Genomic DNA, 26,536 nt, shown 5'->3' on the forward strand with positions numbered 1-26,536 from the left:
ACACCGCACCCCCCAAACCACAACCCCCAATATCAATGCTGCCAACAGAACAAAGCCACTGGCCTGTGCGCGGGAGAAACCAAAAGCGGAACGGAAGCTGTGTTTCAGATGTTTCATGGCAACTAACGGTTAAACGACAATGTTATTTAACTGGCAGGCAGCCCGGACGCAAGAAATACCGTCTTGTGAACACCGCCTGACCGGCGCCGGAAGTGTACGGGAATGCCTGACGGAAATATAATCCGCCAACGTCAAAACCGAAAGCATGCTGGCCCCGTAAAAGACTGATCTGATGAGAGTTCAATCTATTTATACAAATTCTAAATTAATTAACGGGTGACAATTATCATGCTTGGTCTTCATTCAGGTTTTACTTTTGTACTTCGAAAATGACACAGAATTTTAAAGCACTAGTACTGACCTACAAAACCGCTCCGGTTGCCGTGCGCGAGCAGGTTTCGTTGAATGAGGCAGGGGTCAAACAGTTTTTGAATTTCATTCGTGAGTACGCGGTAACGACGGATGTGCTGGTGGTTTCAACCTGCAACCGGACAGAAATCTATTACGTGTCCGAAAAGGACTATTCCACAGAAATTTTCAGAGGACTTGCCCTCATCAAACAAATAGAGGCTGGTTTTGAGCAACACTTCGGCCAACTGGAAGGATTGAATGCTGTGAACCACCTGTTTGAAGTAGCCATCGGCCTGGATGCCCAGGTGGTAGGCGACTTGCAAATCTCCGGTCAGGTGAAAAATGCCTACCAGTGGAGCGCCGACGAAAACATGGCGGGGCCTTTCCTGCACCGCCTCATGCACACCATCTTCTTCCTGAACAAGCGCGTTGTACAGGAGACTTCTTTCCGCGATGGTGCCGCGTCCATCTCCTATGCTGCCAAGGAGCTGGCCGAAGATGTAACGATGTCCCTGCGCGAGCCCAAAGTACTGGTCCTCGGCGTGGGCGAGATCGGTCAGGACTTCTGCCTGAACCTGGTCAACTCGCGCCTGCAAAACGTCATGATCCTGAACCGCACGACGGATAAAGCTGAAAAGCTGGCGCAAAAGTGTGGTTTCCGCGCGGGCCCGATCGATCTCCTGCAAGAGGAGCTGGCCAAGGCCGACGTGATCATAAGCTCTGTCTCGGGTAACGAGCCGCTCGTAACCCGCGAGCTGTTGAAAGACATCAAAATTCTCTCGCACAAATTCTTTATCGACCTCTCCATGCCACGCAGCATCGAGCCTTCGATCGAAGAAATACCTGGTGCGATTGTATACAACCTGGACGACATTCAGGAAAAAACAAACGAAGCCGTTGAAAAACGGAAAGCTTCGATCCCGCGCATTCGCGAGATGATCCGCGAGACCATTGCCGAGTTTGAAGATTGGTCCAAGGAAATGATCGTCTCTCCGACGATTCAAAAGCTGAAAAACACGCTCGAAAAAATCCGCCAGGAAGAACTGGTTCGCTACATGAAAAATGCGAAGCCGGAAGAAGCCGAAAAACTGGAAGAGATGAGCCGCTCGCTGATGCAGAAGATCCTGAAGTATCCGGTGCTTCAATTGAAGGCCGCCTGCAAACGTGGCGATGCCGAGTCGCTGACCGAAATGCTGCACGAGCTCTTTAACCTGGAACGCGTAACCGAAAAGAAATAACCTTGGACGCTGTAGCAACAGAACTGCTCCAGCTAGTGCATGCCTTCGCGGATCACCTCCGCGAGGTTTCCGAACACGACTTTACGCACAAACCCCTCCCGACGAAGTGGAGTAAAAAAGAAATACTGGGTCATCTTTGTGACTCGGCACACAACAACCTGCGTCGTTTTATTTGTGCCCAATACGAAAACATTCCACCCAATATTGTATACGATCAGGACCAGTGGGTGGCCTTGCAGGGCTACCAGCAAGTTCCACAAGAAGAGCTGATCCTGCTATGGAAGTTGCTGAACGACCGCATTGCGCACGTCATCAGCACCATGCCCCCAACACGCTACGCACTGACCTGTAATACCGGCAGAAATACACCTGCCCTGCATACTCTTGAATGGCTGGCGAGCGATTATATACGCCATCTCAAACACCATTTGAACCAGATCTTTCCCGGCGCGTTATAACAGGATATGCAGATGCCCACCGTCCCGGAAATATACCAATGGTTGGAGGAGGTAAAAGACCCTGAGATTCCCGTCTTATCGCTGGTGGACCTGGGCGTGATCACGTCCGTCGCCATACACGACGGGAAAGTGCAAATCGAAATGACGCCCACGTTTGTGGGCTGTCCCGCCCTCGATTTAATGCAGCAGGAAATTACCGAAGCCCTGGCGCGCCACAACGTACAGAATGTACACATTGTGATACAATATCATGCGCCGTGGTCGTCCGATCGCATTACCGAAAAAGGCAGACGCGCATTACAAGAGTTTGGGCTGGCGCCGCCGGTGCCGGGGTTGGTCACCGACCTCGATATACTGGAAAAAGCTACCTGCCCCCGCTGCCAGGGTAGCAATACCGAGCTGCGAAATTTGTTCGGCGCCACACGTTGTCGCTCCATTCATTACTGCTACGATTGCAGAGAGGCATTTGAGCAGTTTAAAACCTTATAAATCAGGCGCCTGAATCGTTCAAAAACGCACGAAATCATACTTATCTACCAAAACGCGCTCATCCTCAACAACATTTTCTTTCTTTGCATCGTATCTCACCCTGAGCCCACTATAACGAGTTATGAGATCTCTCTTTTCTGGTATCATGATTACCGGCTGCGTGCTGACACTGCTGAATTGCGGTGACCGGAACGCGCCGCGCCAGCAAACCACCTTCACCCGGTTGGATTCGCTGACAGATTATTACCTGGGGCTTCAGGATAGTATGCTACTGGCGTGGAATATCATGATCCACGACGACAACCAGAAAGTGAAGGCCATGCACAACCTGCTCCACGAGCTGACAGTGTCGGCATCGGCCGATCCCGAACAACTCGAAGGCTACGAGCAGCGCCTGGAGCAGTTGCTGCGCCTGCGCTATACGCAAAAAACCATGGCCAACGCCGATGTGGTGGAAGAATACGACTTTGCCTCCAACTCGCTCGTCACCGAGCTTATTACCACGGCCGAGTCGCAACCGCAATTTCAGTATAATTCTACGCTGCAAAAACTGGCCGACGAAATTCGCATGGCCGACCAGCGCGTATACATTTATCGCGATGACTACGACGCCATCGTGGCCGCCTACAACAGATTCCTGGAAGAAAATCGCGAAGACATTAGCGCAATAGACATTCAGCCTACCATCGAAAAGAAACCCCTCTTTCAGATGGTAGCCGACGAAAAAGAATAATCTTCCGGCTTAACGACGCAACAAGATTTTGCCATTCCGGCGTACGCCTGTCTTTTCCGTTGCAATCCGTAACCTGTAAATGTAAACACCTACCGGCAACACATTGCCCGCCAGATCACGACCGTCCCACCGTAGGCGATTGACGCCGATGTGAAAATCAGTAAATGCTTCGTGCGGAAAGAGCGCTACCTGCTTGCCGTTGACGTCGATGATCTCCAGTGAAATATCGCCGGGCAACGTCTGCCCTGACAGGACCACGCGAAAGTATACATCGCCATAGGATGGATTAGGATAAGGTTCGGAAACCGTTAAAGCCTCGTCGCTGGTGACGGTAAAGCTCAGCAAATAAGGGTCAGCCCCACTGCTATTACCGCGTGCATCGGTGGCCTCCACCTGCAAGGTGTAATGACCGTCGGGCAGCGTGCGGGGTGTTAGCTGTAACATGAAATCGGTTGTTGCCGTGGCGGGCTGCCACATGACCGAATCGCTTTGCAGGGTGACTTGCACCGGCGTGCAAGGCTCGTCGCTACACGGATACGTCAGGAACATGCGAATGCCATCGGTGTTGGTTTTTAGAATGGTATGGTTCTCGTCCCATATCCGTACCGCGATCAGGGGATTGGCCGAGACGAAGTCGCCGTTCTCGACATAACGGCCATCGATGGTCACGGCCAGCACCGGGTTAAATTGATCCTGTTGTACGTCGAGGTAACGGGGCAGCGCCAGCAGGTTGTTCTCGTAATATTGCTCCGGCAGAATACGCGGGTTTACAAACACGTTGACATCGTTCAGGCCCTGGCGATTGGCCGTGGGAATGTTGACGATAAAATGTGTGGTGTCACCCGGCGTGGGCGGGGCAATCTTCATCGTCGCCTTTTGTGAGAATCGCTGGTCCTGGTTAAACAGCTCGTATTGCACCGTGAGCGAGTCACCAAAGGCTTTGTCGCTGATGTTGACAAAGCTATACGAACCGGGCCAGGCGTCGCCTTCATTTACTACGTGCGGAATGGCGTCGCCGTGGTATACCAACAGTCCCTCGGGTGCCGGCGTGTAGAGCACCAGCCATTGTTGCAGTTGTACGGGCGTCAGGTCGAAATCGTCGCGCGTGCGGTATATAATGCGCAGATACGGATATTCACGGGCGTCTACGCCGGAGAGGTCCTGGTTGGCCGTCAGGTCAGTCCACAGCGATACCGCTTCGCCATTGACCTTCACCCCCAGAATGTCGGCCACGGCGACATCGGCGGCGTCCAGCGCAGCAGGATCGAACACAAAGGAGTTCCAGGCAACGGCGGGGCCAATGAGCGCCGTTTGCATATTGCCCGACGTATAGCCGCCGGTCATGGTACCGTTTACTTCCAATGCTTGCTGATTGGCAGGGGATCCCGCCACCCGGTATACTTTGGCCGTACCCGGCGCCAGGCCTTTGCGCCCTACAGCGATCATCGGCTCTCCCAACTGATAGGCCTCGACTTGTGCCAGCGACAAACCGAGCTCACTGAGCTTGGCCTTCGCCGCCGCGGGCCACAGCTGGTATAACGGATCGCCCATGGTATATAACAGCACGGAATCGCCGATAGGAATATTGTCGATGTATCTGATCAGGTCGCCGTTATTATCGGTGACCATATCGTAATACACAAAACTGTTGATCACCCAGGGCTCACGACCACATGCACGACCGGCACGGTTGCGCCAGGTAAAGGGCACACCCAGGTACGGCACGGTAGAGCGCCGATCGAACGCTATGAGGTTGAGTGTATTCATCCGGCAATAAAACCCTTGTGTAAAAAGATTATACTCCGCGCCACCGATCTTTACACTGACGGTTTGTGCCGTGCCGCCGGGGTAATTGCCACCCATGTTCCGCACGGTAAAAGGCGTGATCGTTTTACGGAAGCCCAGCTGGCGCGCTACGGCATCCGGCACGAGACCTTCCGCCGCGTTTTCCAGGTACTGGGGGAAATCCACCTGTGCCCATCCTTCCGGGCCGTCTTTAATATAGGTAAAGGAGGTCGTGGTCCACGCATCGTTCTCGCCGGCCAGCGGCTCGGCCAGCTTTGTGCGCCAATAATACACCAGCGTGTCGGCCGCCAGCATCGGTACGGCCTGTCGCGCCAGCACCGTGCCTTCTATCGTAAATTGTTTTTTATAGGGGCTGTTAAACGTGTAGGCGGTGTCTACTTCTACAACAAAGGATCGCTTGCCCGAGAGCAGGTCCGTTGCCTGCCACGACAGGTCGACAGCGGCAGTGTGTACAATAGAGAAGTTGCCGGGAAAAAGATTGTGCGTTCCATTCAACGGGATCAGCCATTCGATGGATGCGGTGTTGTTGTTTTCATTCAGCTCCGGTAACACATTCTCCGGGTCTATGGTGACTTCAAAGCGGTTGTTGCCACCGCCTGACTCACGCCCCTTGCGCACCACCAACGTGAGGGTGTCGCTGTACAACGTAGACGGGTATAAGGAATCATAGACAACAACGGAGTTGTCTTGCAGGTAGCGTTTTACTTCAATTCGGATCGTGTCTTGCTGCGCACGGCCAAAGTTGCGCACGATCATATGCACGGCGAAAGAATCTGCCTGCGCCGTGACCGGACCTCCGTCGAAAGACGAGACGAAGAAGTTATTGTTGTTGATCTCCAGATCGGGCTTCGGCGCGCCAAACAGCGGCACCGCCGGGTCACCCAGTAATACCATCTGCTGCACCTGGGTGGTGTTGGCTATATAATCACCGGCATACTCGATATACCGGCGGCAGGCTTCGCGCTGGATGTCGCCGATGCCTTTGTGAATATACGTCGAGTCGCCAAAGCCTACCTCGTAGATTTTCTGGGTATAAAACCGCAGGTTCGACACAAAGCCATACGAGCTGTGCGCGATAAAACCAGTAGCTCCCTTGTTGGGCGCCATGACCCAGTCTTCGCCAAACAATTTTGAATATAGAAAGAAGGCACCGGCGTTACAGCCGTTCATGAGCAACATGGGATACTTACCGGCGTTGTTATAGCCCATGATGGGATCCGTCACAAAACCGATGTCAAAGTCGAGTGTGCTCGGCGACGAGTGCCCGAAAAAAGTCACCAGCCCCAGGCCTTTGTTTACTTCGTTGGCAATGTTGATCAGCTCGATATCGACCGAACGCTTGGCAATGGAGGATACGCGCCCGCCGAGATAATGCTTCTCCGCGATCTTGGCAAAATCCTGCATGAACGCGCGAAAGAGCGCCGGCTCACCTTCTTCAATGCCCCCGCTGAGGTGCAAAAGATGTTTGCGTGTCAGGTCATCGAAAGGACGCGCTTCGGTCTCGATCACCTTTTTGAGATACGCCGCGACATCGTCGGACTTCATGGCCGTCAGGCGCCCCGTGGCAACAGCGTTGCTGTGCGTGGTCCCGCCAAGTCCCACGGTATAATACGCGTCGGAACCCGGCATACCGGAGGAAGGCACCAGGTCTCTAAAGAGCACAAAGGGGGCGGGACCTCGATTGTACCGGTAGCTCGCATCCAACCCCTTGCCGATGAGGAACAGATACCGGGGCAGGTGGCGCTGCGAGAGGTATTTCATAAACTGAAAGATGGCCCGCGGCGACTTCTCGCCATAGTTGAACTGGTTGTATAGTTGCTCGACGTTGACCACGATCGTATCGTAGCCACCGCCTTCCGGCGACGCGCGATAGCCACCATAGGCTTTTACCGGGTCGGCATAACCACCGGCCGGTGTGCGCAGCAAAGGATGGCTGATGATGACAAAATTATTCGAAGTCGGTATGATCTCCCGAAACGATACCGCCCGCAGCGATGCCATAGACGTAAGCGTCGTCGCCAGCAGCTGACGCGATTGGATCGTACCCGGCACAGCGGCTTTTACCGTAGTGCCCGCGGTCGTTGTGCCGATGATCCTAACATTATCCGGATCGGTAATATCGAATAACCGCGTGCCGGCAACAGCACGTTGTATCTCTATATTGGAAACACCTGAGCTTTTGATTGCCAGTCGGAAGATCTTCTCCGTAGCATTGACGGCGTCTATAGTCTGTGGGTAACGCAGTCGAACATACGATACACACAGGCGGTCTGACGCGGTGACGCCGATAACCCGCACCCGCACCGTAAGTGCGTTCGACACGATATCATTCCAATCGATCTCTGTTGTTATCCTATACGCATTAAAAGCCGAGAAGGTCACGGTCGTTAACAAGCGTCCACCGGCGTAGATCTCGGCCCGGTGGTCCATCATACCTCGCCCGACCAGCAATACTTCGAGCTGCGGCTGCCCGGAGGCCATTGCCATGTTTTGAATGCCCGTCAGGGTATAGTCAGCCGACTGTCCCATGTTTATTTGCGAGCCGGTCCAGCCCTCCCCCTGGTCAAAATAGGAGTTCTGCAACTCGACGTCGAAATTGGTCCCCGTCGAATAAAAGTTGGTATTCACCAACAGCTTTTCATCGACATGATGATCGTCGGGCGACAGTCCAGGATCGGCAGGGGTGAGTTGGGCCATGCGCTTGCCCACCAACGTACCGTAGGTCAGGAAGTATGCGGACGTGTCACTGAAAATATTATAGTACGCGTGAGGCTGCAGGGTGGCTGGCTTATACAAGCTGGCGTCGAGCCTGCCATCGTTGCGTTGGCCGTAAAACTCGACGTAGTCGGACGTATTGAGCCGGCCGTCGGTTTCGCCGGCGATGTACAGGGATTGCTCCGTGCCGCGGTGGAAAAGTTGTAGTGTGCGCGGGTCGATAGCGTCTACGGGGATGCCGGCGGCCTGCAAGGCAGTATAGTCCACGCGATAGATGCCGTCTTTGCCGACCAAAATCCGGTAATAAGGTCGACTGAAATTGATCCACTCGTTGCCGATCTGACCATATGCCGAGAGCATAAAAGTCAAAAGCACACCCAATACCGCAATACTCTTTCTCATGCAACCCCTAAAATAACCATGCGCTGGCGGAAACGAAAATGAATACGTTTCAAAGCCAAAACGTAAGTAAAAAATACTAACCCCACCGTACTCCCGCCAGACAGGCCTGAAGGCAAGCTGAAGCAAAGCGTTACGATGGCCAAAACACATGTTACCGGGGCCGAAATTCTGTACGGTTTTATCAGAATTCCTGTACGCTTTTGGACAATTTTTATTGAATTGTGAAGCTTCCCGAAGGATGTCAAAAAAAATTTTATTCGAAATTTGCTCAAAAATACGCTTTTTTAGGTTTTTGCTACAAGTACTTGGCCATACATAGTACCCTTGCGTTAATACTACCATAGTAAACAACAGGATGTATGAACCTTGAAAACACGCAAGTACAAATGAGAAAAGGAATACTGGAGTACTGCATCCTTCACATCATTTCGCGCGGCGAAGTGTATGCGTCAGACATGCTCGATGAGCTCACAGCCGCGCGGATCATTGTTGTAGAGGGAACACTTTATCCCCTCCTCACCCGGCTCAAAAATGCCGGACTACTGGAGTACAAATGGATCGAGTCGAAGTCGGGGCCGCCGCGTAAATATTATACGCTGACGGATCGCGGCAGCAAGTTCCTGGAAAAGCTGACAGACACCTGGGATGAGCTCGTCCACTCTACGCAAACCATCACGAATAAATCTACTAATATCTCACGCCCCGAGACCATATGAAAAAGAACATCAGCATAAACATCAGCGGCATCATTTTCCACATCGAAGAAGACGGGTACGATACCCTGCGCAAATACCTGGATTCCATCACCCGGTATTTCTCTTCGTTCGAAGACAGCAGCGAGATCATGGCCGATATCGAAGGGCGCATTGCCGAGATCTTTCTCTCGAAGCTAAACGAGGGCAAACAGGTGATCACGGCGGAAGACGTAGCGTTCCTGATGACCACCATGGGTAGCGTGAGCGACTTCAAAGCGGCCGAAGAACAAGATGCCCCGCAGGCTAAAAATACATCGGCGTCGACCGGTCCTGCGACAGACGATAGCTCCACGGGAACCAACAGCAGCACCCGCCAGCAAGCGACTTCCGCGCCGCGACCGCTCATGCGCGATCAGCGCCGCAAGATCCTCGGAGGGGTCTGTACCGGGTTGGGAAACTACTTTAATATTGACCCGCTCTGGATCCGGTTGTTGTTTGCCGTGGTAACCTTTGCCTATGGTTTGAGCGTGGTGATCTATCTGGTATTGTGGATCATCCTGCCCGGCTCCTATACACTCGAAGAACCGCAGATCGATAAAAAGATGTTCCGCGATCCCGATAGCAAAGTGCTGGCCGGCGTATCGGGTGGGATCGCTTCGTACCTGGGTATTGACATCCTGATTGTTCGTGTTCTCTTTATTGTGTTCACGATTACCGGCGGCCTGGGGCTCGTAGTATACATTGTCTTGTGGATTGCCGTGCCCGAGGCGAAAAGCCTGACGGAACGTATGCAGATGCAGGGGGAGCCGGTAACGCTCTCGAACATTGAGTCGACCATAAAAAAAAATCTAAAGGAAGATCCTGATAAGGAAGAAAGCGCCTTGGCCAAGATACTCCTGTTGCCATTCCGCTTGCTGGCCATGCTGTTGCTGGCATTGGCAAAAGTAATTGGCCCGCTGGTGGAAGTGTTGCGTGTAGCCGTAGGCATCGTTATCATCCTGTTGGGCGTCGCCCTGGCTTTCGCAACACTGCTCACCGCCGGCATTACGTTTGGCTTCCTGTCGACCGCGACATTTGCGAGTGAGCACTTTACACTGCCGGTGGAAGCTATGACGCGAGCCTTCCCAGGTTGGATTGTGATCGCCGGGTTTGTTGCCTGCTTCATTCCCTGCATCTTTATCATTTTGCTGGGTGCCTCGGCCGTCTCTAAACGCATCACCTTTGGTGGCGCCGCGGGCTGGACCTTGTTCGTATTGTTCTTTGTCAGCATTGTCGCGCTGACGCTGGGTGTACCGAAGCTGATCTTTGACTTCAAGGAAGAAGGCACACACCGTGTGGAGACGGTGTATCCCATCACGGCGAAACGTGCGGTGTTCCGTATGAACGAGACGGGCATGGATGATTACGACGAGATCTGGTTGTCATTGCAAGGCTATCAAGGTAAAGAGATCAAGCTCGTGCAGGAATTTGAGGCCCAGGGCAGCAGCCGCAAGGCGGCGATTGAAAACGCACAGATGGTTGACTACAACGTGGTGGTGGAAGATTCGATCTTTACATTCGACTCGAATATCACTTTTCAGGACGATGCCATCTTCCGTGCACAGCGCCTCAAGATGACCCTGTTCATTCCATACGACTATCCGTTCACGATGACAGAGGATGTAGCACGTTTCATCACACAATTCATCGAAACCGAAGCGCTTGATAACCAAACCTGGCGCATGACGCCCGACGGCCTCTCATGCCTGAGCTGCCCGGCGCCGGTAGAAGCACCCGCAGCCGATGTAATGAATGCCGAGTCCGGCGACGAAATAAAAGACGTGGAGATCGACGGTTTGTTCGACCTGGAAATTACCCGAGGCGATAAATACGCGCTGGAAATTGACGGCTCGGAAAGTGAAAAGGCCAAGTACCGCGTGGAGCATCACGGCAGCACAGTAGTAATCGACTACAACAACGACGGCGAGTTTCATGCGGACGACTTATTAAAAGAAGTGAGAATCCGCCTGACGCTCCCAGCCCTGGAAAGCCTGAGCGCCAGCGGCAAAGGCGAAGTGCGCTTTACCGGTTTCCGTTCAGAGCGCTTGAATATTGAGTTCAGCGGTAAGATCAGCGGCCATGGAGAAATGGAGGCACTGGACCTGACGCTGGAACTTTCCGGCGCCTGCGATCTGGACCTGAAGGGTAACGGCGATACCATGCATGCCGACCTCAGCGGCCTGTCGTCGCTGGAAGCGTACCGCTTTACGACGAAAGATGCCTCCGTGGACGTCAGCGGGGCATCGTCCGCTAAGGTAAACGTGACCGAGACCCTACAAATAGATAAAGATTTTGTCAGTAAGGTGGAATACCGCGGAAATCCGAATGTGACAGAAGATGAATAAAAAATAAAACATGCCGTGCAACCCCCGGCAGTAAAGTTGCATCTTCGTTGTGTACCACTTAAATGGAACTCAAGATCTACCGCGCAAAAGAAGATGAGCTTATCCGGGGGTGTTTAAAGCGTGATGCCAGCGCTCAAAAACACCTGTACGAAACCTTTGCGCCGAAAATGTACGCGCTCTGCTACCGGTACGTCAAGGACTCCATGGAGGCCGAAGACGTACTGGTAACGGCTTTTATGAAGGTTTTTGATAAAATCGGGCAATTCAAACAAGAAGGTAGCTTTGAAGGATGGATTCGCCGCATTGTGGTGAACGAAGCCCTCACCCACCTGCGTCGCAACCGGTCGATGTACCTGGAAACCGACCTGAAGCATGCCTCGCACGAACCCGACTATCACAATCTGTCCGACCACCTCGAAACCGAAGATCTGCTAAACCTCATCCACGAGCTGCCTACGGGGTACCGCATCGTATTTAACCTGTATGCGGTGGATGGGTATTCACATAAAGAGATTGCCGAGCAGCTCGGCATTGCCGAGAACACCTCGAAGTCACAATTAAGCCGCGCACGGGTATACTTGCAAAAGAGATTGACGGAGCACGCGTGGCCGTCTGACCAAAAAGCCAGCAATCATGAATCAACAACCTGACAAATTATTTCGCGATAAGCTGTCCGGTCTTTCGCGGCCGGTACCACCGGCTGCCTGGGACCGTATCAGCCAGGGGCTGCAGCCCCCGGTACGGCGGATAGCTCCCTGGAAGATCGCCGCATCGATCCTGTTGCCGTTGGCAGCCGGCGCGGCAATCTATTTATACTGGCACCATGACACGACCACCGGCCCGACGGCCGATCAGGGCCGTACACCATATATACAAACACCCATACCGACTGCGGTTGACACGGCCTCTACGAAGACACTAGCGCCCGTGGTAGTTCCCGCCCCCGTTCCTGCACAACGCAATACCTATACGGCTAATACCGCAACAACACCTAAGCGCATCGTGACACCCACGCACCCCACGGAGGAAGCTTCGGCATCTGTACCGGCACCGGATAAAGGGATACCCGCACAAACCGATGTACCCTTGACGGCCGATGCACAGACACCTGCAACGATGGTTGATAAAACACCTGCTGCCACTACACCGGCCAATACGGCTGTAGTACCGGAGCGCAGCATGACATTAGTATTTAATGCACGTGAGACAGAAGCATACCTCGATAAAAATAGTTTAGACGAAGCAACCGAAGACGGTAAAGATGCATCTACGTTTAAGAAGCTGTTACAGAAAGCACGCGACCTGAAAACCAATCAGGACCCGATCGGCGATCTGCGGCTGAAGAAGAATGAGATTCTGGCGCTGAATTTCAAGAATGATAAACGTGGACAAAACAAGTAACGAGTGTATGAAAACAACAGCCCTATGCATACTGGCCTGCGTGCTTTCTATGGTAGCACAGGCCCAGAAGCCCGAACAAAAGAATGACACCATTATTGTAGAGCTTGCCAGGACCAGCCGCGTGATCTTCACCATCCGCGACCGCAGCGACATTCAACAGCTGAAGCACTATAACTTCAATCAGCTCTTTCACGATGTCCTCACCAAGCTCGAAGCCAACGACACCTCCGCCCTGGTACGGAACGATACGACGAAATCGACCGACAGTGAAGAAGTATATTGGACACGCAAAGGCGACGGCCGCTACGACGACCATGGCAATCCGCGCGACGGTGGCACGTATAGCGACGGAGGAACCTACAACGACGGCGAGCACGAGCACGTCGACATTCACATCGATGTGCACGGCCGCCGCTGGGGCCGCACCTGGCAGTCGACAAACTTCGATATAGGCATTAACAACTATATCGCTGACGGAAGCTTCTCGGACGCAAGCAACGAAAAGTATGCGGTTCGTCCATGGGGTTCGTGGTACGTCGGTGTGTGGTCTACGCAGCGATCGCGTATGGCCCGTAACTTCTTTCTCGAATGGGCCCTTGGCCTGAGCTGGTATAACTTTAAATTCCAGGACGACGACGTACTCATTACGGAAACGGATCAGGGCGTGACGTTTACAGCCGCAGATATACCCGATGCCAACTACAAAAAAAGTAAACTATCCGCATCGTACGTCATGGCGTCGCTCATACCCATGTTTGACTTCGACGACAACGATCAACGCAGACGTGTATGGGAAGGTGGCAGCGCCTTCCGCATCGGTATCGGCCCCTATATTGGCTATCGCATCGGCAGCCACTCCAAGCTGGTGTACTCGGTGGATGGCGATCGTGAGAAGGAGAAAGAACGCAATAACTTTTACCTCAACAACCTGCGCTATGGCGCGCGGTTACAGCTCGGTTTTCATTCAACAGACCTGTTCTTCAACTACGACATCAATAAGCTCTTTACCGATGGTAAAGGTCCTGACTTGAACGCGTTCAGCTTCGGCGTGATCTTTTGAGGTCCTTATACTCATACGTGTACAAACGCCCCGGCCATACACCCTGTGCCGGGGCGTTGCATTTTTAACTAACAGTCGTTACCTGCTCGTATTCTATTTTTTCGGTTGTTTCTTTCTATGCAACCCTGCAAATCCCTACTTTTAAGAGTTGATATTGTATATCTTTGACATCACATGAGTGACGCTACCACAAACTTATCCAGGAAAGAGCAAGTGATTCGGAAAGCTGCCGAGCTTTTCAAAGATAAAGGCTACGCCGCAGCCTCGATGCGCGACCTCGCGCAACTGCTGGGCATTGAAGCGGCCAGCCTCTACTCACACATCAAATCAAAGGAAGAAATCCTGCGCAGCCTGTGCTTCGACATGGCATCCGAATTCAGGAAATCATTGGACGAAGTTGAAAAGCAAAAGGCATCTGCCAGCGAAAAGCTTCGCAACGGTATTATCGGTCACATTCAGGTGATGGCCAAAGACCTGACGGCATCCGCTGTCTTTATGAACGAGCACCGCCACTTGAGCCAGCCGTACCTGCGCGACTTCTTGCTGATGCGTATCAACTACATTAATCGCTTCAAGAGCATTATCGAGCAAGGGGTGCAAACGGGCGAGTTCAAAGACTCTATCGACAAAAAGCTGGCAGTCATGACCTTGTTCTCGTCGTTGAACTGGATGCCCATGTGGTACGATCCGGGATCTGCCATCGACCCTTCGCAACTCGGCTATCAACTGGCTGACATGCTCATCAACGGTCTCAAAAAGAACTAACCGTCTTCCACTAACAACCGTTTGCCGCAATCGTTTTAAAGTTGTAAATAGTAAGAAATTACAGCTTTATGTACGGAGGGGGAACCACTTTTGATGGCGCCGGTGCCGACACGCTGGCGTCGGAAGATCCCGTGCGGTTGCAGGTCTTTGAGGCTCGTATTGAACGCGGCGAAAAGATTGAACCTGCAGACTGGATGCCGGCCTTATACCGCCGGCAGCTGATCCGCATGATCGAACAACATGCCCACAGCGAGATCATCGGCGCCCTGCCCGAGGGCACCTGGATCACACGTGCGCCCGGCTTTAAGCGCAAGCTGTCGCTCATGGCCAAAGTTCAGGATGAAGTGGGCCACGCCCAGTTATTATACAGCGCCGCCGAAACCCTCGGCAAGACCCGCGAGGAGATGATTACCGACCTGATCAGCGGCAAGTCCAAGTATTCCAACATCTTTAATTACCCGGCCTACACCTGGGCCGACGCGTGCTTTATTTCGTGGCTCGTCGATGCAGGCGCCATTGTAAACCAGTTGGCCAATGCCAAAGGCAGCTACGGTCCCTACTGCCGGGCGCTGGAGCGCATCTGTGCAGAGGAATCATTTCACCTGAAATATGGTCACCACTGTGTCATCTACCTGGCCGCCGGCACGCAACAACAGCGCGCCATGTTCCAGGAGGCTCTGAATCGCTGGTGGCCACCTATGATGCACTTCTTTGGTCCGGCCGACAAGATCTCCGATCATACCCGCATTCTCATGAAGTGGAAAGTGAAAATGGCCACCAACGACGCCATGCGCAACCAATTCCTGGACATGTATGTGCCCAAGATCCGCGAGCTGGGTTTTACCATCCCCGACCCCAAGCTGGCCAAGAACTCCGAGACGGGTGTGTGGGATTATACCGAACCGGACTGGGAAGAATTTAAGCGCGTGATTCAGGGCGATGGTCCTTGCAATCGCGAGCGACTGGATGTACGACGAATAGCCGAAGCACGCGGGCGCTGGGTGCGCGAAGCACTGCGCTCACCGCGCGCGGTATATAACATGCCGCTGGCTTAATTTCGTCGGAAGGGCAGAAAGGTGTCGCTGAGAAGGAGGATCTCTTTCCACACCGCCATCAGTGCATCGTAGGGAGAATTGTAACAGCTCTGGAGGTATATCAGGGTGCTACTATCTTCGGGCAGCTCATTGTTGAACCACTTCAGAATGTCGTCGGCCAGCAACAGCAATTCATTCGAGTGATATTTCGGATAATACCGATACATCATATCCAACGCCCAAAGAAAGTCCAGGTATTTCATAGCTGTGTTTCACAAACACGTATTCAAGTTACTGAAAGTTTCAGAAAAGCGCCATGAAATCAGATCCGATAAAATCACTCGACCCACGCGTCGGTCGGCTTCCCCAAACCGACAACCCAGCCAAGCAACCGTTGGATCAATTCGGCACCTTTGAAGTCTTTGTGCAGCCGGCGCCCGGCAAACCATTTCGCCATGAAGGCCCGGTACATGCACCCGGCCTTGAAATGGCCTACGTGCTCGCCAAGGAAGCTTTTACCCGCCGCTTCACGTGTTCATCACTCTTTGTTGCCGACACGCACGACGTCCATGTCTTCGCACCCGACGAGCAAACGCCCCCCACCGATGACGCTGCCAGCAAAGCAATAACACCATCAACCTTCGAGATATTTCAACTCACCAGGCGTGGCAAACAATCCATGCAGACCGGTGCGATCGACGCCGCGTCGCCGCAACAAGCACTCGCCCTCGCGCATCAGCAATGCACGACCATGCCCTATGCCTTCTGGGCAATTGACCGGCGCGCCATTCGTTTCACCACGGCAGAAGAGCAAGACTTCTGGCAAACATTACCCGATAAAAAATTCCGCGATGCCGCCGCCTATAAAGGCGGCGAGAAACTACAACGTTTTCTCGACGCTTCGCGCTAACCCATCCGCACCATGACTGCCCTGCAAGAGCTTTTGTATAAGATCGCCGACGACCAGCTCATCATCGGTCACCGCAATTCAGAGTGGACCGGGTTCGGTCCTTTGTTGGAAGAAGACATTGCATTCTCCTCGATGGCCCAGGACAAAGTGGGCCAAAGCTATGCGCTCTATCAAATGCTGAACACGCTGGGTGAGCCGCCACCCGATACGGTGGCCTTCATGCGCGAGGCCTCGCTGTTTCGTAATTGCCAGTTGGTAGAGTTGCCGAACGGTGAATATGACTTCAGCCTCGTTCGCCACTTCTTATTTGATACCGCGGAAGCGCTGCGCTTCGAGATGCTCATACAGTCTTCGCACATCCCCCTGGCGGATTTAGCGCGAAAGATCCGCGGCGAGCTTCGGTATCACACCCTCCACGCCAACACGTGGATCCGCCAGCTGGGCTCGGCCACCGAAGAAAGTATTACACGGTTGCAACAGTCATTGGAATTTGCCATCCCCTATGCCCTGGGGATCTTTGAACCTTCTCCTTACGAAGATGAGCTTATCGATCAACGGATCTTTGCCGGCGAGCAAGCGCTGTACACACGCTGGCAGGAAGTAGTGGAAGAAGTACTTCGCCCCACGCAGCTATCGCTTCCCGCCTGGGGAAGTATAACACCACGCCTGGGCGGCAGGCAAGGTCAGCACACCGAGCACCTGACCTCCCTGCTCGATGAGATGTCAGAGGTGTTTCGCATTGATCCGGCGGCGGAGTGGTAGGTCTCAGCCCAGACTGGTTGGCTTCACGCCAAACGTGCGTTTGAAAGCAGTCGAGAAGTGATTGGCATTTTTATACCCCACGAGGTTGGCCACCTGGTGTACATACATTTTCTGATCGGCCAGCAAGTACCGCGCATGCTCCATGCGGCGCATGTGGATATGGTCAAAGACCGTTGTTTGAAATAACTCTTTAAAGCCCCGCTTCAATTTAAACTCATTCAGTCCGAACGTACGCGAAAGGGAGCGTAGCGACAGGTCGCTGGCAAAGTGTATATCGAGATGGTCGCGCAACGCATAAAACGTATCACGGTCTGCGGCACGCAAAGTAGGTGTGCGCGGAGTGTTAGGCGTAACGCTGCCGGCAAATTGTGTCAGCTGCAAGGCCACCAGCTCCAGGATCTTCGCTTCGATCATTAGTTTTCCCAAAGTGCCACGCAGCGGGTTGTTACAAATATGCTGGATCACCTGCGACATTTCCAGTTTCAATTCGGCGTCGCCCTGTACCACCTGTTCTTTGTTTAACAGCCGCTCTTTCAGCTGAGCCATCCAACGCTCATGGTCGCAGAGCAGGCCGGTATAATAAGCGCGATCAATCGAGAGGTGCAACACGTTTACCTTGCCGGGGATCGTCAGGGTATAGGCGGGCTCGCATGAATGTACGACGTGGTGGCGTCGTGTTTGCAGGCCTGTAGAAAAACCGCTACCCGGCAGGTGTAGTCCAATATTACCGTCCAGCGCGGCACAGACGTTCAGGCTGTGGAGCATGTGCTCGTCTTCAAATTGAAAACCCACGGTGCTTGTCAGGTCTGCTTCAATGTTGGTCAAACGATAATGATCGCCCACCAGCAGGCGTTCTTCCCAGCATCCCCATGTATGGTCGCTCGCGACACGGCGCGTAAAACCAAATTCATCGGTCTCCGGTGCCGTGCGCAGGCAGGAAAGGACATCGTTATACGAAAGGGTCTGTTGTGCGGTGAGCATAGGTTCCTCCGTATAACGGAGTATCACCGGCAAGGTTAGGCTAACTCCATCATTATGTAGGCGTGTCAAAAACAGGTATAGCAACGTCGTAAACGCGTTTTAACCAGGATATTCCGTTTCGCGGAGGGATCGCTCCCGCTGCCGTACAACAGCAAGCCCCTCGCTCCGTATATCTTGCAACCCATTCTAAAAACACATACAGACACTATGTTTCGCAAGATCATCAAGATTGCCGGCATTATCCTCGGCGTCATCGTTGTTGTCATCGCAGGTTTTTTCACAAAGGCCTATATCAGCGTAGAAGGCCGCCGTAACAAGCACTACGCCATGGACGTGCAGCAAGTACCGATGTCGACCGACTCCGCCATTCTGGCGCACGGCGCACGACTGGCCAAAGTCAAAGGTTGCACCGAGTGCCACGGTGCCGACCTGGGGGGCAAAGTCTTTATAGACGACCCCGCACTCGGCCACATCGTTGCCACGAACCTGACCAAAGGCAACGGCGGTTTATCCGATTATACAAAGACGGACTGGATCCGCGCCTTGAAACATGGTGTAAACCGCGAAGGCAAACCGCTGCTCATTATGCCCTCGGAAGAATTTACGTTACTCACCGAGCAAGACATGGGCGCCATTATTTCTTACTGCGCGCAAGTGGCGCCGGTGGACCGTGAGTTCCCCGAAGGCAGCAGCCTGGGGCCGCTCGGCTATCTGCTGACCGATCTGGGTAAACTCTCCTTGTTCCCGGTCGAGAAGATCGACCACAACCGCCCGCTGGTAAAAGAAGTAAAAGCAGAAGTATCGTTGGCGTATGGCAAGTACCTCTCGACTTCCTGCCAGGGCTGCCACCGAGAAAATATGAAAGGTGGGGACCCAATCGCGCCGGGCTTTCCACCCGTGATGGACATCTCCTCGAGCGGACGTCCGGGTAAGTGGAACGACGACCAGTTTATCGCTACACTGCGCACCGGTACAACACCTGAAGGCCATACGCTCAACCCGGCAGAAATGCCGTGGACCATGGCGAAGGAGTTCACAGACCTCGAGCTCAAAGCGCTGCACCTGTACCTCAACAGCCTGTAAGAACGCAGATGGCATTCCGGCGCAAAACCATTCACAACCCGGTGACCGGGCAGACCATAACGTTCTTGCAAACGCGACGCGATACCAACGGCACCCTGCTGGAGATGGAAACGAGCTATGCACCGGGCTCACACGAGCCGCCTGCGCATTATCATCCCGGGCAGCAAGAGTATTTTCAAATACAGGCCGGTGAGCTCACGGTGCGGGTACACGGCATCGAAAAAGTATTGCGTACCGGCGACAGCCTGCACATTTCTGCAAACGTGCCGCACGCCATGTGGAATGCGGGGAACATCGAAACAATTGTCAACTGGAAAGTATTGCCGGCCATGCAAACCGAGTATATGCTGGAGACCATCACCGGTCTGGCATGCGACGGAAAGACCAATGCCACCGGCATGCCTTCATGGCCCCAGACCGCATTGATGCTCGGGCATTTCTCGCGTGAGTTCCGGCTCACAAAGCCACCCTATGCCCTACAGTGGATAGTATTTAAAATAGTAGGCAGTATCGCCCGCCTGCGTGGCCTTCGCCCTTTTTACACACAACACCTCGACTGAGTAAGCCGCTTTGATCTGACGTGTTTTACAGCGGCTGAACCTGCTCCCAAGGGCCCCTACGCCTGGCCCCGGAGCGGGTTCTTTTTTTTGCCTCCGGTGTGCTATCTTTACCCAACGACCGAACAGCCTTGGCAAGCGACGACGAAAAAAAATTCATCGACCTGATCAACCAACACCAGGGGCTCATTCATAAGATCTGTTTTATGTATGAGCACGACCCTGAGGTTCGCAATGACCTGTTTCAGGAAATTGTGTTGCAGCTCTGGCGGTCGTTCCCGTCGTTCCGCGGCGAAGCCAAGATCACGACCTGGATGTATCGCATCGCCCTGAACACTGCCATCTCCGGCTTCCGCAAACAAACGCGTTTGCCCCGTACTGAAACCATGCAGGAGGTACACATGAACATCTCCGATGCCTGGAGTGGCGACGACCGTGAAGAAGACTTTCAAAAGCTGCAATGGGCCATCCGGCAGCTCTCGGAGATCGAGCGCGCCATGATCATGATGGCCCTGGAAGAAATACCCTACGATGAGATCGCAGAAACCATCGGCATCACCCAAAACAACGTGCGGGTACGCATGAACCGAATCCGCGAAAAACTCCGAAAACTTATGCTCCCGTAACATGGAAGAACTGGATGAACTAAAAAGTATATGGCGCCACAACGACGCGTCCTTCCAACCCAAGGACGAAGCGGAAATTGCGCGCATGCTCAGAGGCAACAGCCGCTCCATTGTCGACAAGCTAAAACGCAGCGTGTGGTTCGAGCTGATCGTTACCCTGACCACCGGCATTGTATTGTTGTCGTACGCGCTCACGCTGTCCAGCGGTGCGCTGAAGTGGACGTCGGTTTCGATCCTGGCCGTCTTTATGGTGTACACCATCTACTATATCAAAAAGATCACGATACTGAACCGGTTCAACCCGGCCACCGAAAACCTGCGCGAAACACTCGAACGCCTGATCGACAACCTGTCCAGCTACCTCAAAGTATATAAAAGCAGCTATACGATACTCTACCCCATCTACTTCGGCCTGGGATTGCTGTTTGGCGCGCTGGACCGCGGCATGGATAAATTCATTGAGCTGCTGGTACAACCTCGCACGTTGGTATACCTGGCCATCCTGGCGGGCGTCTTTTTCTTTTGCAGCACCTGGCTGGCCAACTGGTACCTCAAAAAACTATACGGCAACCACCTCGAAAAACTAAAAGGCCTGCTCCACGATCTGCAGGAGAAATAGGCAAGACAGGGCTGCCGTTCATGGCGCGCCAATAATGTCAATCAGCTCCTCGACGAGATCAGAAGCATCGATCGTTGAATCGTTCGAGGCAATAATAATAATCGTTTCAGTTTCCGGGAAGTTACAGGCTACTGCTGAAAAAATTCCGTTGCCGCCATCGTGCCAATATACCTTGCCCAGTGTGCCGCTGTCAACAACCCATCCATAGCTATAATAGCCTGATCCTTCATCTTCCTTCACGTATGGGGTCCGATATTTCGTTAAGGCGCGCTCATCCAGAACCTTCTTTCCGTTTAGTGCACTTATCCAATGATACATATCTTCCACGGTCGTGAGGATGCCTCCGTTCGCTCGCAGATGCCAGCCGGGTCCATCGGCCAGCCACGGCTTCTCGGTGGGTTTACCATCAAGGTCCCCCTTCCTGTAACCTACTGCTATTTGGTCCTGGAAAGAATTATCCTTGAGCAGGGTGTACCCGGTTGTCTCCAGGCCCGCCAGGTTAAATAAATGAGCGCGCAAGAACGATTCATATGTCTGCCCGCTAACATCTTCGAGGACAATTCCCAACAGGCTATAGCCTACATTCGAATACGAATAGCCGGAGCCTGGCGCAAACTTCAGTTCGGCCGCTAACGCCAGATCCAGAAATTCGTTTCTGCCGATGAGATCGTAGTCATCTCCCAGCACATCCTCAAAGCCCGCAGAATGCGTCAGCAGCTGATGGAGCGTGATATGGGCTTTGTCTTCCGGGACGTTCGGAAAAAAATCAGATAGTTTTTGCTCTACCGTCAGAAGCCCCAGTGTTTCCGCTTTCACGATGGCAGCACCCGTAAATTGTTTCGTGAGCGATCCGAAATCGAATATGGTTTCGCGAGTATTGGCAATTTGCTTCTGCTTATTCGAAAAGCCATACCCATCACGTAACAACAGATCACCTTTATGCGCCACCAATATACTTCCCGAAAAGCCTTGTTGCTCGTAATGCGCCATCTGATCCTCGAGCTTCTGACGAAGCGAGCGGGATTCGTCGTCCTGGCAGTTCATGACACAGATACCGAAAGCCAGAATAATAATCAATTTTTTCATCTTCAACTATGTTCGTTATACTAATGTTTCACTGTGTAAACCGAAAAGCTATAGCCGGCAAAAGTACCAAGACCATTCTCGATGTTCGTGGCTATCTGAACAGGCTCCGACAAATTACCTTCCTCTTCCAGCTCATGTTGAAAATCCGATGTTCGTAAATATTCGTAGTACTCCCGGGCAATGGACTTTAACACAAATTTTATATTCTGATCCTTGTTCAGATTGATCAGCATGGGTACTATGAAAAATTTCAGTGTAACCAATTCTCCATCAAACCCTTCGTCGCTGAAGTAAATGTATTTTAATCCGTCGATCTGTTGCGGGCCGCCAACGATATCAACATCCGTATTGCCGCTTGTGTTTACTTTGAGCTCTTCCACCAGCACCTCGTTCAGGCTTCCCTGAAGGTCGTCACCCGTACAGCCACTGCTGCAGTTCTGTACGAGAATCTCGAGCGAATAGAAGTTCGCCGTTTCGTGCGGATCGGCCAGCGATATCTCCGCAGGATATCCATATTCGCCCGAGTTGATGTATTGAATCGTTTCCGACATGCGCGCACTGGAGATCCGCACGGGCTCCGGAATGTGACTTGTGGCTGAAAAGCTCCGCTCGCCCACCGCCGTCTCAAAACTATAGCTGTTCTGTTCCGCGGGAACGGTATTGCTCCTGTAGACTCCCTGCTGATCGGCCGTAATTTCCTCCACAAACGCACCGTTCTCCAGAATTCGTATTGTAAGGTCCCTGTTTCGCTGAATCGTTTCTGTTTGTAGCACCGGGACAGTATTAAAGACATCGATTTTTAAGGGGCTTCCCGGTCGAAAGAAGGAATATATTACGAGGCCAGACCCATTATCCGGAAGCCGGGGATCAACCGCGGTTTCGCACGAAAGCAAAATGACGAAAAGTAAAAATATCAGGCTACGCATTTTCTAGAATTTAAACTGATAACTAACATTTGGAATTAAAGGAAAAATCGAGAGCTGCCGGAATTTCTTATTCAAACGATTCTCATCATCGAGCTCAATATAGATCGGATTAAGCCGGTTGTACGAATTATATAAACCAACCACCCACTTTCTTTCGCCCCAGCGTGTTGCTTTCTTAAAGCTGATACTGAGATCAAGCCGATGGTAATCTTTCATCCTCGACGAGTTCCTACCAGGATAATGCTTTATAAAATCTTCATAACCTGCCTGATTCGAATCCCAGACGGCCTTCGGGTACGTGGAGGTCGGCAGTGTAACGGCATTGCCCGTGCTGTACACCCACACTGCGCCAATGTCTATTCTACTATTCACCGCCAGATTGTAAACGACAGACACATTATGCCTTCTATCGTAGCGGTAAGGAAACGGCTTCCCAAAATTCAGATTATCAAATTCTCTATTGGACTTAGACCAGGTATAGGAAAGCCATCCGGTAGAGCGCCCGGATTTCTTTTGAACAAAAAACTCCGCACCATAACTTTTACCAGATCCGAACTCAACCTTATTCTCCCATCTACTATCAATATCCAGAAAGCCTGCACCATCTTTATATTCGATCAGATTGTCCATCCACTTATGGTACCCCTCCACAGAGATTTCAATGCTCTTATACACGGACGATACTCCCAACGCCAACTGATCTGATAACTGAGGCTTAACCCGTTCCGTGGAAGGCACCCATAGATCAGTAGGCAGTCCTATTCCGGAATTCACGAGGAGATGAATGTATTGCGCCATCCGGGAGTAAGACGCCTTTACCGAAAGCGCGGGGCCAAGCCTCTGGTTGAGCGTAAACCGGGGCTGCCATGAAGTATACGTCGTTGACCCTGCCCGTGCGGCAGAATAGTGAACGCCGATATTTGCACGTGTAGAATTTGACAGCGACACTTCGTCTTCAGCATATACATACATTTCATCGAGGGCGATTTTTGGAGACCCAAACGTTGTATCCGTTTGGATATGAGACCGAAAGTTTGAAACACCTGGTCGCAAGGCGTGATGAACAAGATTGGCTCCGAATTTTATCAGGTGATCGTTATTCAGAAAATAATCGAAATCCATTTTCAAACCGACATCACTGATGTTTGAGTAGTATTCATTGTCCCGGTAAATATCAGGCGCATTCAGATCATCAGCGTATTGATAGTTGACCCTCGTCCCAAGCTCAAACTGATACCGGGTATAAGTAGCCGTCACGTTACTAAAAAGCCGATCGGTGTATTGATGGTTCCACCGCAAGGCCGATGTAATGTTTCCCCATTGTATTTCCGCATGCTCATCCTCCTTCACCCCCTCATTATCGTAGCTGTATTCATCATATAACCTGTCCCGTCCCGAATAAAAGCTCACATAAACCCTGTCTTTAGGCGATATGATGTGATTCACTTTTGCATTTACATCCCAGAAACTGCCACCAACAACCCTGTCGCTACCCGAGAGTTTCGCCAGTGGAACAACAAAGGCATCCATGTACGTCCGCCTGGCCGACAGCATGAACGAAGTTTTTCCTTTGTTGATTGGGCCGCTAATAGTGATCTTCGATGCTACCAATCCGACGGCACCTTCGCCCTCCAATTCATGAAGATTTCCTTCTTTCATTTGAATGTCGACGATCGACGAGAGACGGCCTCCATACCTGGCGGGGAAGCCACCTTTAATTAACTCTACGCTCTTAATAGCATCTGCATTGAAGACAGAGAAAAATCCAAAAAGATGATTTGCATTGTAAACAGGTACTCCGTCCAGCAAGATCAGGTTTTGATCCGGACCACCTCCGCGCACGTGGAAGCCTGCAGTACCTTCTGTTCCGGCCTGCACACCCGGTAACAGTTGTAATGTTTTCAACATGTCTGTTTCTCCCATGAAAACAGGCAATTTTTTTATCTGTTCTGGTGAGAGTCTAACGGTACTCATTTCAGCGAGCTCGCGGGTATCCGCTCCGGATATGAGCACCTCCGTCAATATGTTGTTTTCCCTGGAAAGCGCAATCACAAATCCATCTCCTGCATCTTTTACAGCCAGTTTCTGATAGTCATATCCAACAAAGCTGACAGCAATCGAATCACCCGATGTATTCAGACTAAAAAAACCAAATGTATTCGTGGCAACACCTTTACCGGTTGTGACGTCCATGACACTCGCACCAACCAGGCTTTCTCCGGACTCTGCATCACGCACAAAACCGCTTACGTTTTTTACCGTATTATCCCGCTTCCGGAAGATCAAAAGATCGCCTCTTCGTACGACCTCGATTCCATACGGGATAAGCAGCTTTTCCAGTTGCTTTGGATCGTTCAGGTTCACGCTTTCATGCACGGTTAGTGCAATACTGGCCAGCTTCCCCGAATAAGAGAACTTGAATTGCGTATACGTTTCGAGATAGGAGATCAAGTCGCTGAAACGCTCTATTCTTGTTCTATCACTTTGCGAATAAGCCCATGAGGTTGTAAAAAACAATAAAACAAAACCGAAATAGCTAGCAGCCCTTATCGCCATAAATGTATATTCTATTGGATTCAACCTTCCATTCAACGTCAAACGTTACTTCGATAATGACGAGAATATCGTCAATGGTTTCGTACTCTATTTTTCCTGAAAGCGTACAAGAGGCAATCGTAGGAGAAACCTCCACCCTTCTATTAAAAATTTTTGAAAGAATCTCGGCAATTTCCTTAAGCGATTTCTCTTTAAAAATCAACGTCTCGGAATACCATGCAAAATCATTAGCATTCCATTCCACCCTTGACAACTCACCGGCTAAAGAAATAACGCCCTTCTCTCCTGCCTCTAAAATCAGAACCTTATTATCCGCCTGAAGTCTTACCTTCCCGGAACGCACGGTAACTTCAGCAAGGTTCTCCTTATAATTCACATTGAAGGAAGTACCCACAACAATCACTTCATGGCGCCCAATGGCTATAACAAACGGCTTCATCTCATCCCTTTGTACGGTAAAGAACGCCTCCCCGCGCAGCGACACACGCCTGTCTTTCTCACCAAAATCATCAGCCACATCCAACCGGCTTTTATTATTGAGCGTTACCGATGATCCATCCGTTAACCCTATCGTAAGTTTTTCGTGATCACTCGTCCTAAATCCGCTGTCAACAATAGGCCACAACGCTACGCCTATAATGATCAGCACGGACGCTGCAGCCGCCACCCAATACAGATTTTTTATGATGCTTCGTTTATGACTATCTCCTTCAACCGTCAGGAGTATTTCTTTCCAGGATGTTTCTTTCTCTTCCTCGGAAATGAATTTTTTCAGTGGCATTTCCATTTCAAGTATTTTTCTTTCAAAGTCGATGTCTTCCTTATTTTCAGTCATAACT

24 protein-coding genes are annotated in these 26,536 nt (G+C 51.9%); 17 read left to right on the plus strand and 7 right to left on the minus strand.

Annotation, left to right across the window (positions count from 1 at the left end; translation table 11 throughout):
• Window positions 1–389: 389 nt before the first annotated feature.
• The 4 genes from hemA to KK062_RS20110 all read left to right on the plus strand — a co-directional run bounded on the left by hemA (window position 390) and on the right by KK062_RS20110 (window position 3,329).
• Window positions 390–1,649, plus strand: coding sequence for a glutamyl-tRNA reductase (gene hemA, locus KK062_RS20095; RefSeq protein WP_254086138.1), 1,260 nt, complete (start codon window positions 390–392; stop codon window positions 1,647–1,649).
• A gap of 2 nt (window positions 1,650–1,651) precedes the next feature.
• The gene (locus KK062_RS20100) at window positions 1,652–2,107 is read left to right on the plus strand and encodes a DinB family protein (protein ID WP_254086139.1); all 456 of its coding nucleotides are present in this window, start codon (window positions 1,652–1,654) and stop codon (window positions 2,105–2,107) included.
• A 12-nt stretch (window positions 2,108–2,119) separates the two neighbouring features.
• Window positions 2,120–2,596, plus strand: coding sequence for a 1,2-phenylacetyl-CoA epoxidase subunit PaaD (gene paaD, locus KK062_RS20105; protein ID WP_254086140.1), 477 nt, complete (start codon window positions 2,120–2,122; stop codon window positions 2,594–2,596).
• 121 nt (window positions 2,597–2,717) lie between these two features.
• Window positions 2,718–3,329, plus strand: coding sequence for a LemA family protein (locus tag KK062_RS20110; RefSeq protein WP_254086141.1), 612 nt, complete (start codon window positions 2,718–2,720; stop codon window positions 3,327–3,329).
• Window positions 3,330–3,338: 9 nt separating this feature from the next.
• On the opposite strand, the gene porU2 is transcribed toward KK062_RS20110, so the two are convergent.
• Window positions 3,339–8,252, minus strand: coding sequence for a putative type IX secretion system sortase PorU2 (gene porU2, locus KK062_RS20115; RefSeq protein ID WP_254086142.1), 4,914 nt, complete (start codon window positions 8,250–8,252; stop codon window positions 3,339–3,341).
• Window positions 8,253–8,611: 359 nt separating this feature from the next.
• On the opposite strand from porU2, the gene KK062_RS20120 reads away from it, so the two are divergent.
• The 7 genes from KK062_RS20120 to paaA all read left to right on the plus strand — a co-directional run bounded on the left by KK062_RS20120 (window position 8,612) and on the right by paaA (window position 15,612).
• Window positions 8,612–8,968 carry a PadR family transcriptional regulator gene (locus KK062_RS20120; protein ID WP_254086143.1) on the plus strand — a complete coding sequence of 119 codons (357 nt, stop codon included), beginning with the start codon at window positions 8,612–8,614 and terminating at the stop codon, window positions 8,966–8,968.
• Window positions 8,965–11,331, plus strand: a complete 2,367-nt coding sequence (locus KK062_RS20125; protein ID WP_254086144.1) for a PspC domain-containing protein — start codon at window positions 8,965–8,967, stop codon at window positions 11,329–11,331. The genes KK062_RS20120 and KK062_RS20125 overlap by 4 nt, the downstream gene beginning before the upstream one ends.
• A gap of 62 nt (window positions 11,332–11,393) precedes the next feature.
• Window positions 11,394–11,981, plus strand: a complete 588-nt coding sequence (locus KK062_RS20130) for an RNA polymerase sigma factor (RefSeq protein WP_254086145.1) — start codon at window positions 11,394–11,396, stop codon at window positions 11,979–11,981.
• Window positions 11,965–12,732 (plus strand): hypothetical protein, encoded by a 768-nt coding sequence (locus KK062_RS20135; RefSeq protein ID WP_254086146.1) that lies wholly within the window; start codon window positions 11,965–11,967, stop codon window positions 12,730–12,732. Before KK062_RS20130 ends, KK062_RS20135 begins: the two co-directional genes overlap by 17 nt.
• 7 nt (window positions 12,733–12,739) lie before the next feature.
• Window positions 12,740–13,792 carry a hypothetical protein gene (locus KK062_RS20140; protein WP_254086147.1) on the plus strand — a complete coding sequence of 351 codons (1,053 nt, stop codon included), beginning with the start codon at window positions 12,740–12,742 and terminating at the stop codon, window positions 13,790–13,792.
• A 174-nt stretch (window positions 13,793–13,966) separates the two neighbouring features.
• A complete protein-coding gene (locus KK062_RS20145) occupies window positions 13,967–14,557 on the plus strand; it encodes a TetR/AcrR family transcriptional regulator (RefSeq protein WP_254086148.1) in 591 nt (196 codons plus the stop codon).
• Between the two features lie 68 nt (window positions 14,558–14,625).
• Complete coding sequence (gene paaA, locus KK062_RS20150; RefSeq protein WP_254086149.1) at window positions 14,626–15,612, plus strand: 1,2-phenylacetyl-CoA epoxidase subunit PaaA; 987 nt, start codon at window positions 14,626–14,628, stop codon at window positions 15,610–15,612.
• Here the strand turns inward: paaA and KK062_RS20155 are convergent.
• Window positions 15,609–15,854: a hypothetical protein gene (locus KK062_RS20155; RefSeq protein WP_254086150.1), complete on the minus strand. Its 246-nt coding sequence runs from the start codon at window positions 15,852–15,854 to the stop codon at window positions 15,609–15,611. The two genes, paaA and KK062_RS20155, sit on opposite strands and share 4 nt — an antisense overlap.
• A 53-nt stretch (window positions 15,855–15,907) precedes the next feature.
• Here KK062_RS20155 and KK062_RS20160 point away from each other — a divergent pair, with 53 nt between their 5' ends.
• Window positions 15,908–16,501 carry a phenylacetic acid degradation b gene (locus tag KK062_RS20160; RefSeq protein WP_254086151.1) on the plus strand — a complete coding sequence of 198 codons (594 nt, stop codon included), beginning with the start codon at window positions 15,908–15,910 and terminating at the stop codon, window positions 16,499–16,501.
• 12 nt (window positions 16,502–16,513) lie between these two features.
• Window positions 16,514–17,263: a 1,2-phenylacetyl-CoA epoxidase subunit PaaC gene (gene paaC / locus KK062_RS20165; protein ID WP_254086152.1), complete on the plus strand. Its 750-nt coding sequence runs from the start codon at window positions 16,514–16,516 to the stop codon at window positions 17,261–17,263.
• Between the two features lie 3 nt (window positions 17,264–17,266).
• On the opposite strand, the gene KK062_RS20170 is transcribed toward paaC, so the two are convergent.
• Window positions 17,267–18,244: a helix-turn-helix transcriptional regulator gene (locus tag KK062_RS20170; RefSeq protein ID WP_254086153.1), complete on the minus strand. Its 978-nt coding sequence runs from the start codon at window positions 18,242–18,244 to the stop codon at window positions 17,267–17,269.
• A gap of 207 nt (window positions 18,245–18,451) precedes the next feature.
• Between KK062_RS20170 and KK062_RS20175 the strand changes: the two genes are divergently transcribed.
• The 4 genes from KK062_RS20175 (at window position 18,452) to KK062_RS20190 (ending at window position 21,129) form a co-directional block, all read left to right on the plus strand.
• A complete protein-coding gene (locus KK062_RS20175) occupies window positions 18,452–19,327 on the plus strand; it encodes a c-type cytochrome (RefSeq protein ID WP_254086154.1) in 876 nt (291 codons plus the stop codon).
• An 8-nt stretch (window positions 19,328–19,335) separates the two neighbouring features.
• Complete coding sequence (locus tag KK062_RS20180) at window positions 19,336–19,887, plus strand: cupin domain-containing protein (protein ID WP_254086155.1); 552 nt, start codon at window positions 19,336–19,338, stop codon at window positions 19,885–19,887.
• A gap of 98 nt (window positions 19,888–19,985) precedes the next feature.
• A complete protein-coding gene (locus KK062_RS20185) occupies window positions 19,986–20,510 on the plus strand; it encodes an RNA polymerase sigma factor (protein ID WP_254086156.1) in 525 nt (174 codons plus the stop codon).
• 1 nt (window position 20,511) lies between these two features.
• Window positions 20,512–21,129 carry a hypothetical protein gene (locus KK062_RS20190; RefSeq protein ID WP_254086157.1) on the plus strand — a complete coding sequence of 206 codons (618 nt, stop codon included), beginning with the start codon at window positions 20,512–20,514 and terminating at the stop codon, window positions 21,127–21,129.
• Window positions 21,130–21,147: 18 nt separating this feature from the next.
• Here KK062_RS20190 and KK062_RS20195 read toward each other — a convergent pair whose 3' ends face one another.
• The 4 genes from KK062_RS20195 to KK062_RS20210 are packed head-to-tail and all read right to left on the minus strand — an operon-like array spanning window position 21,148 to window position 26,532.
• Complete coding sequence (locus tag KK062_RS20195) at window positions 21,148–22,215, minus strand: serine hydrolase domain-containing protein (RefSeq protein ID WP_254086158.1); 1,068 nt, start codon at window positions 22,213–22,215, stop codon at window positions 21,148–21,150.
• Window positions 22,216–22,235: 20 nt separating this feature from the next.
• Window positions 22,236–23,141, minus strand: coding sequence for a DUF4249 domain-containing protein (locus tag KK062_RS20200; protein ID WP_254086159.1), 906 nt, complete (start codon window positions 23,139–23,141; stop codon window positions 22,236–22,238).
• Window positions 23,142–23,144: 3 nt separating this feature from the next.
• The gene (locus tag KK062_RS20205; protein WP_254086160.1) at window positions 23,145–25,697 is read right to left on the minus strand and encodes a TonB-dependent receptor; all 2,553 of its coding nucleotides are present in this window, start codon (window positions 25,695–25,697) and stop codon (window positions 23,145–23,147) included.
• Window positions 25,678–26,532, minus strand: coding sequence for a FecR family protein (locus KK062_RS20210; RefSeq protein ID WP_254086161.1), 855 nt, complete (start codon window positions 26,530–26,532; stop codon window positions 25,678–25,680). Before KK062_RS20210 ends, KK062_RS20205 begins: the two co-directional genes overlap by 20 nt.
• Between the last annotated feature and the right edge of the window lie 4 nt (window positions 26,533–26,536).

Source organism: Dawidia cretensis, assembly GCF_018598175.1.
Lineage (GTDB): Bacteria > Bacteroidota > Bacteroidia > Cytophagales > Cyclobacteriaceae > Ohtaekwangia > Ohtaekwangia cretensis.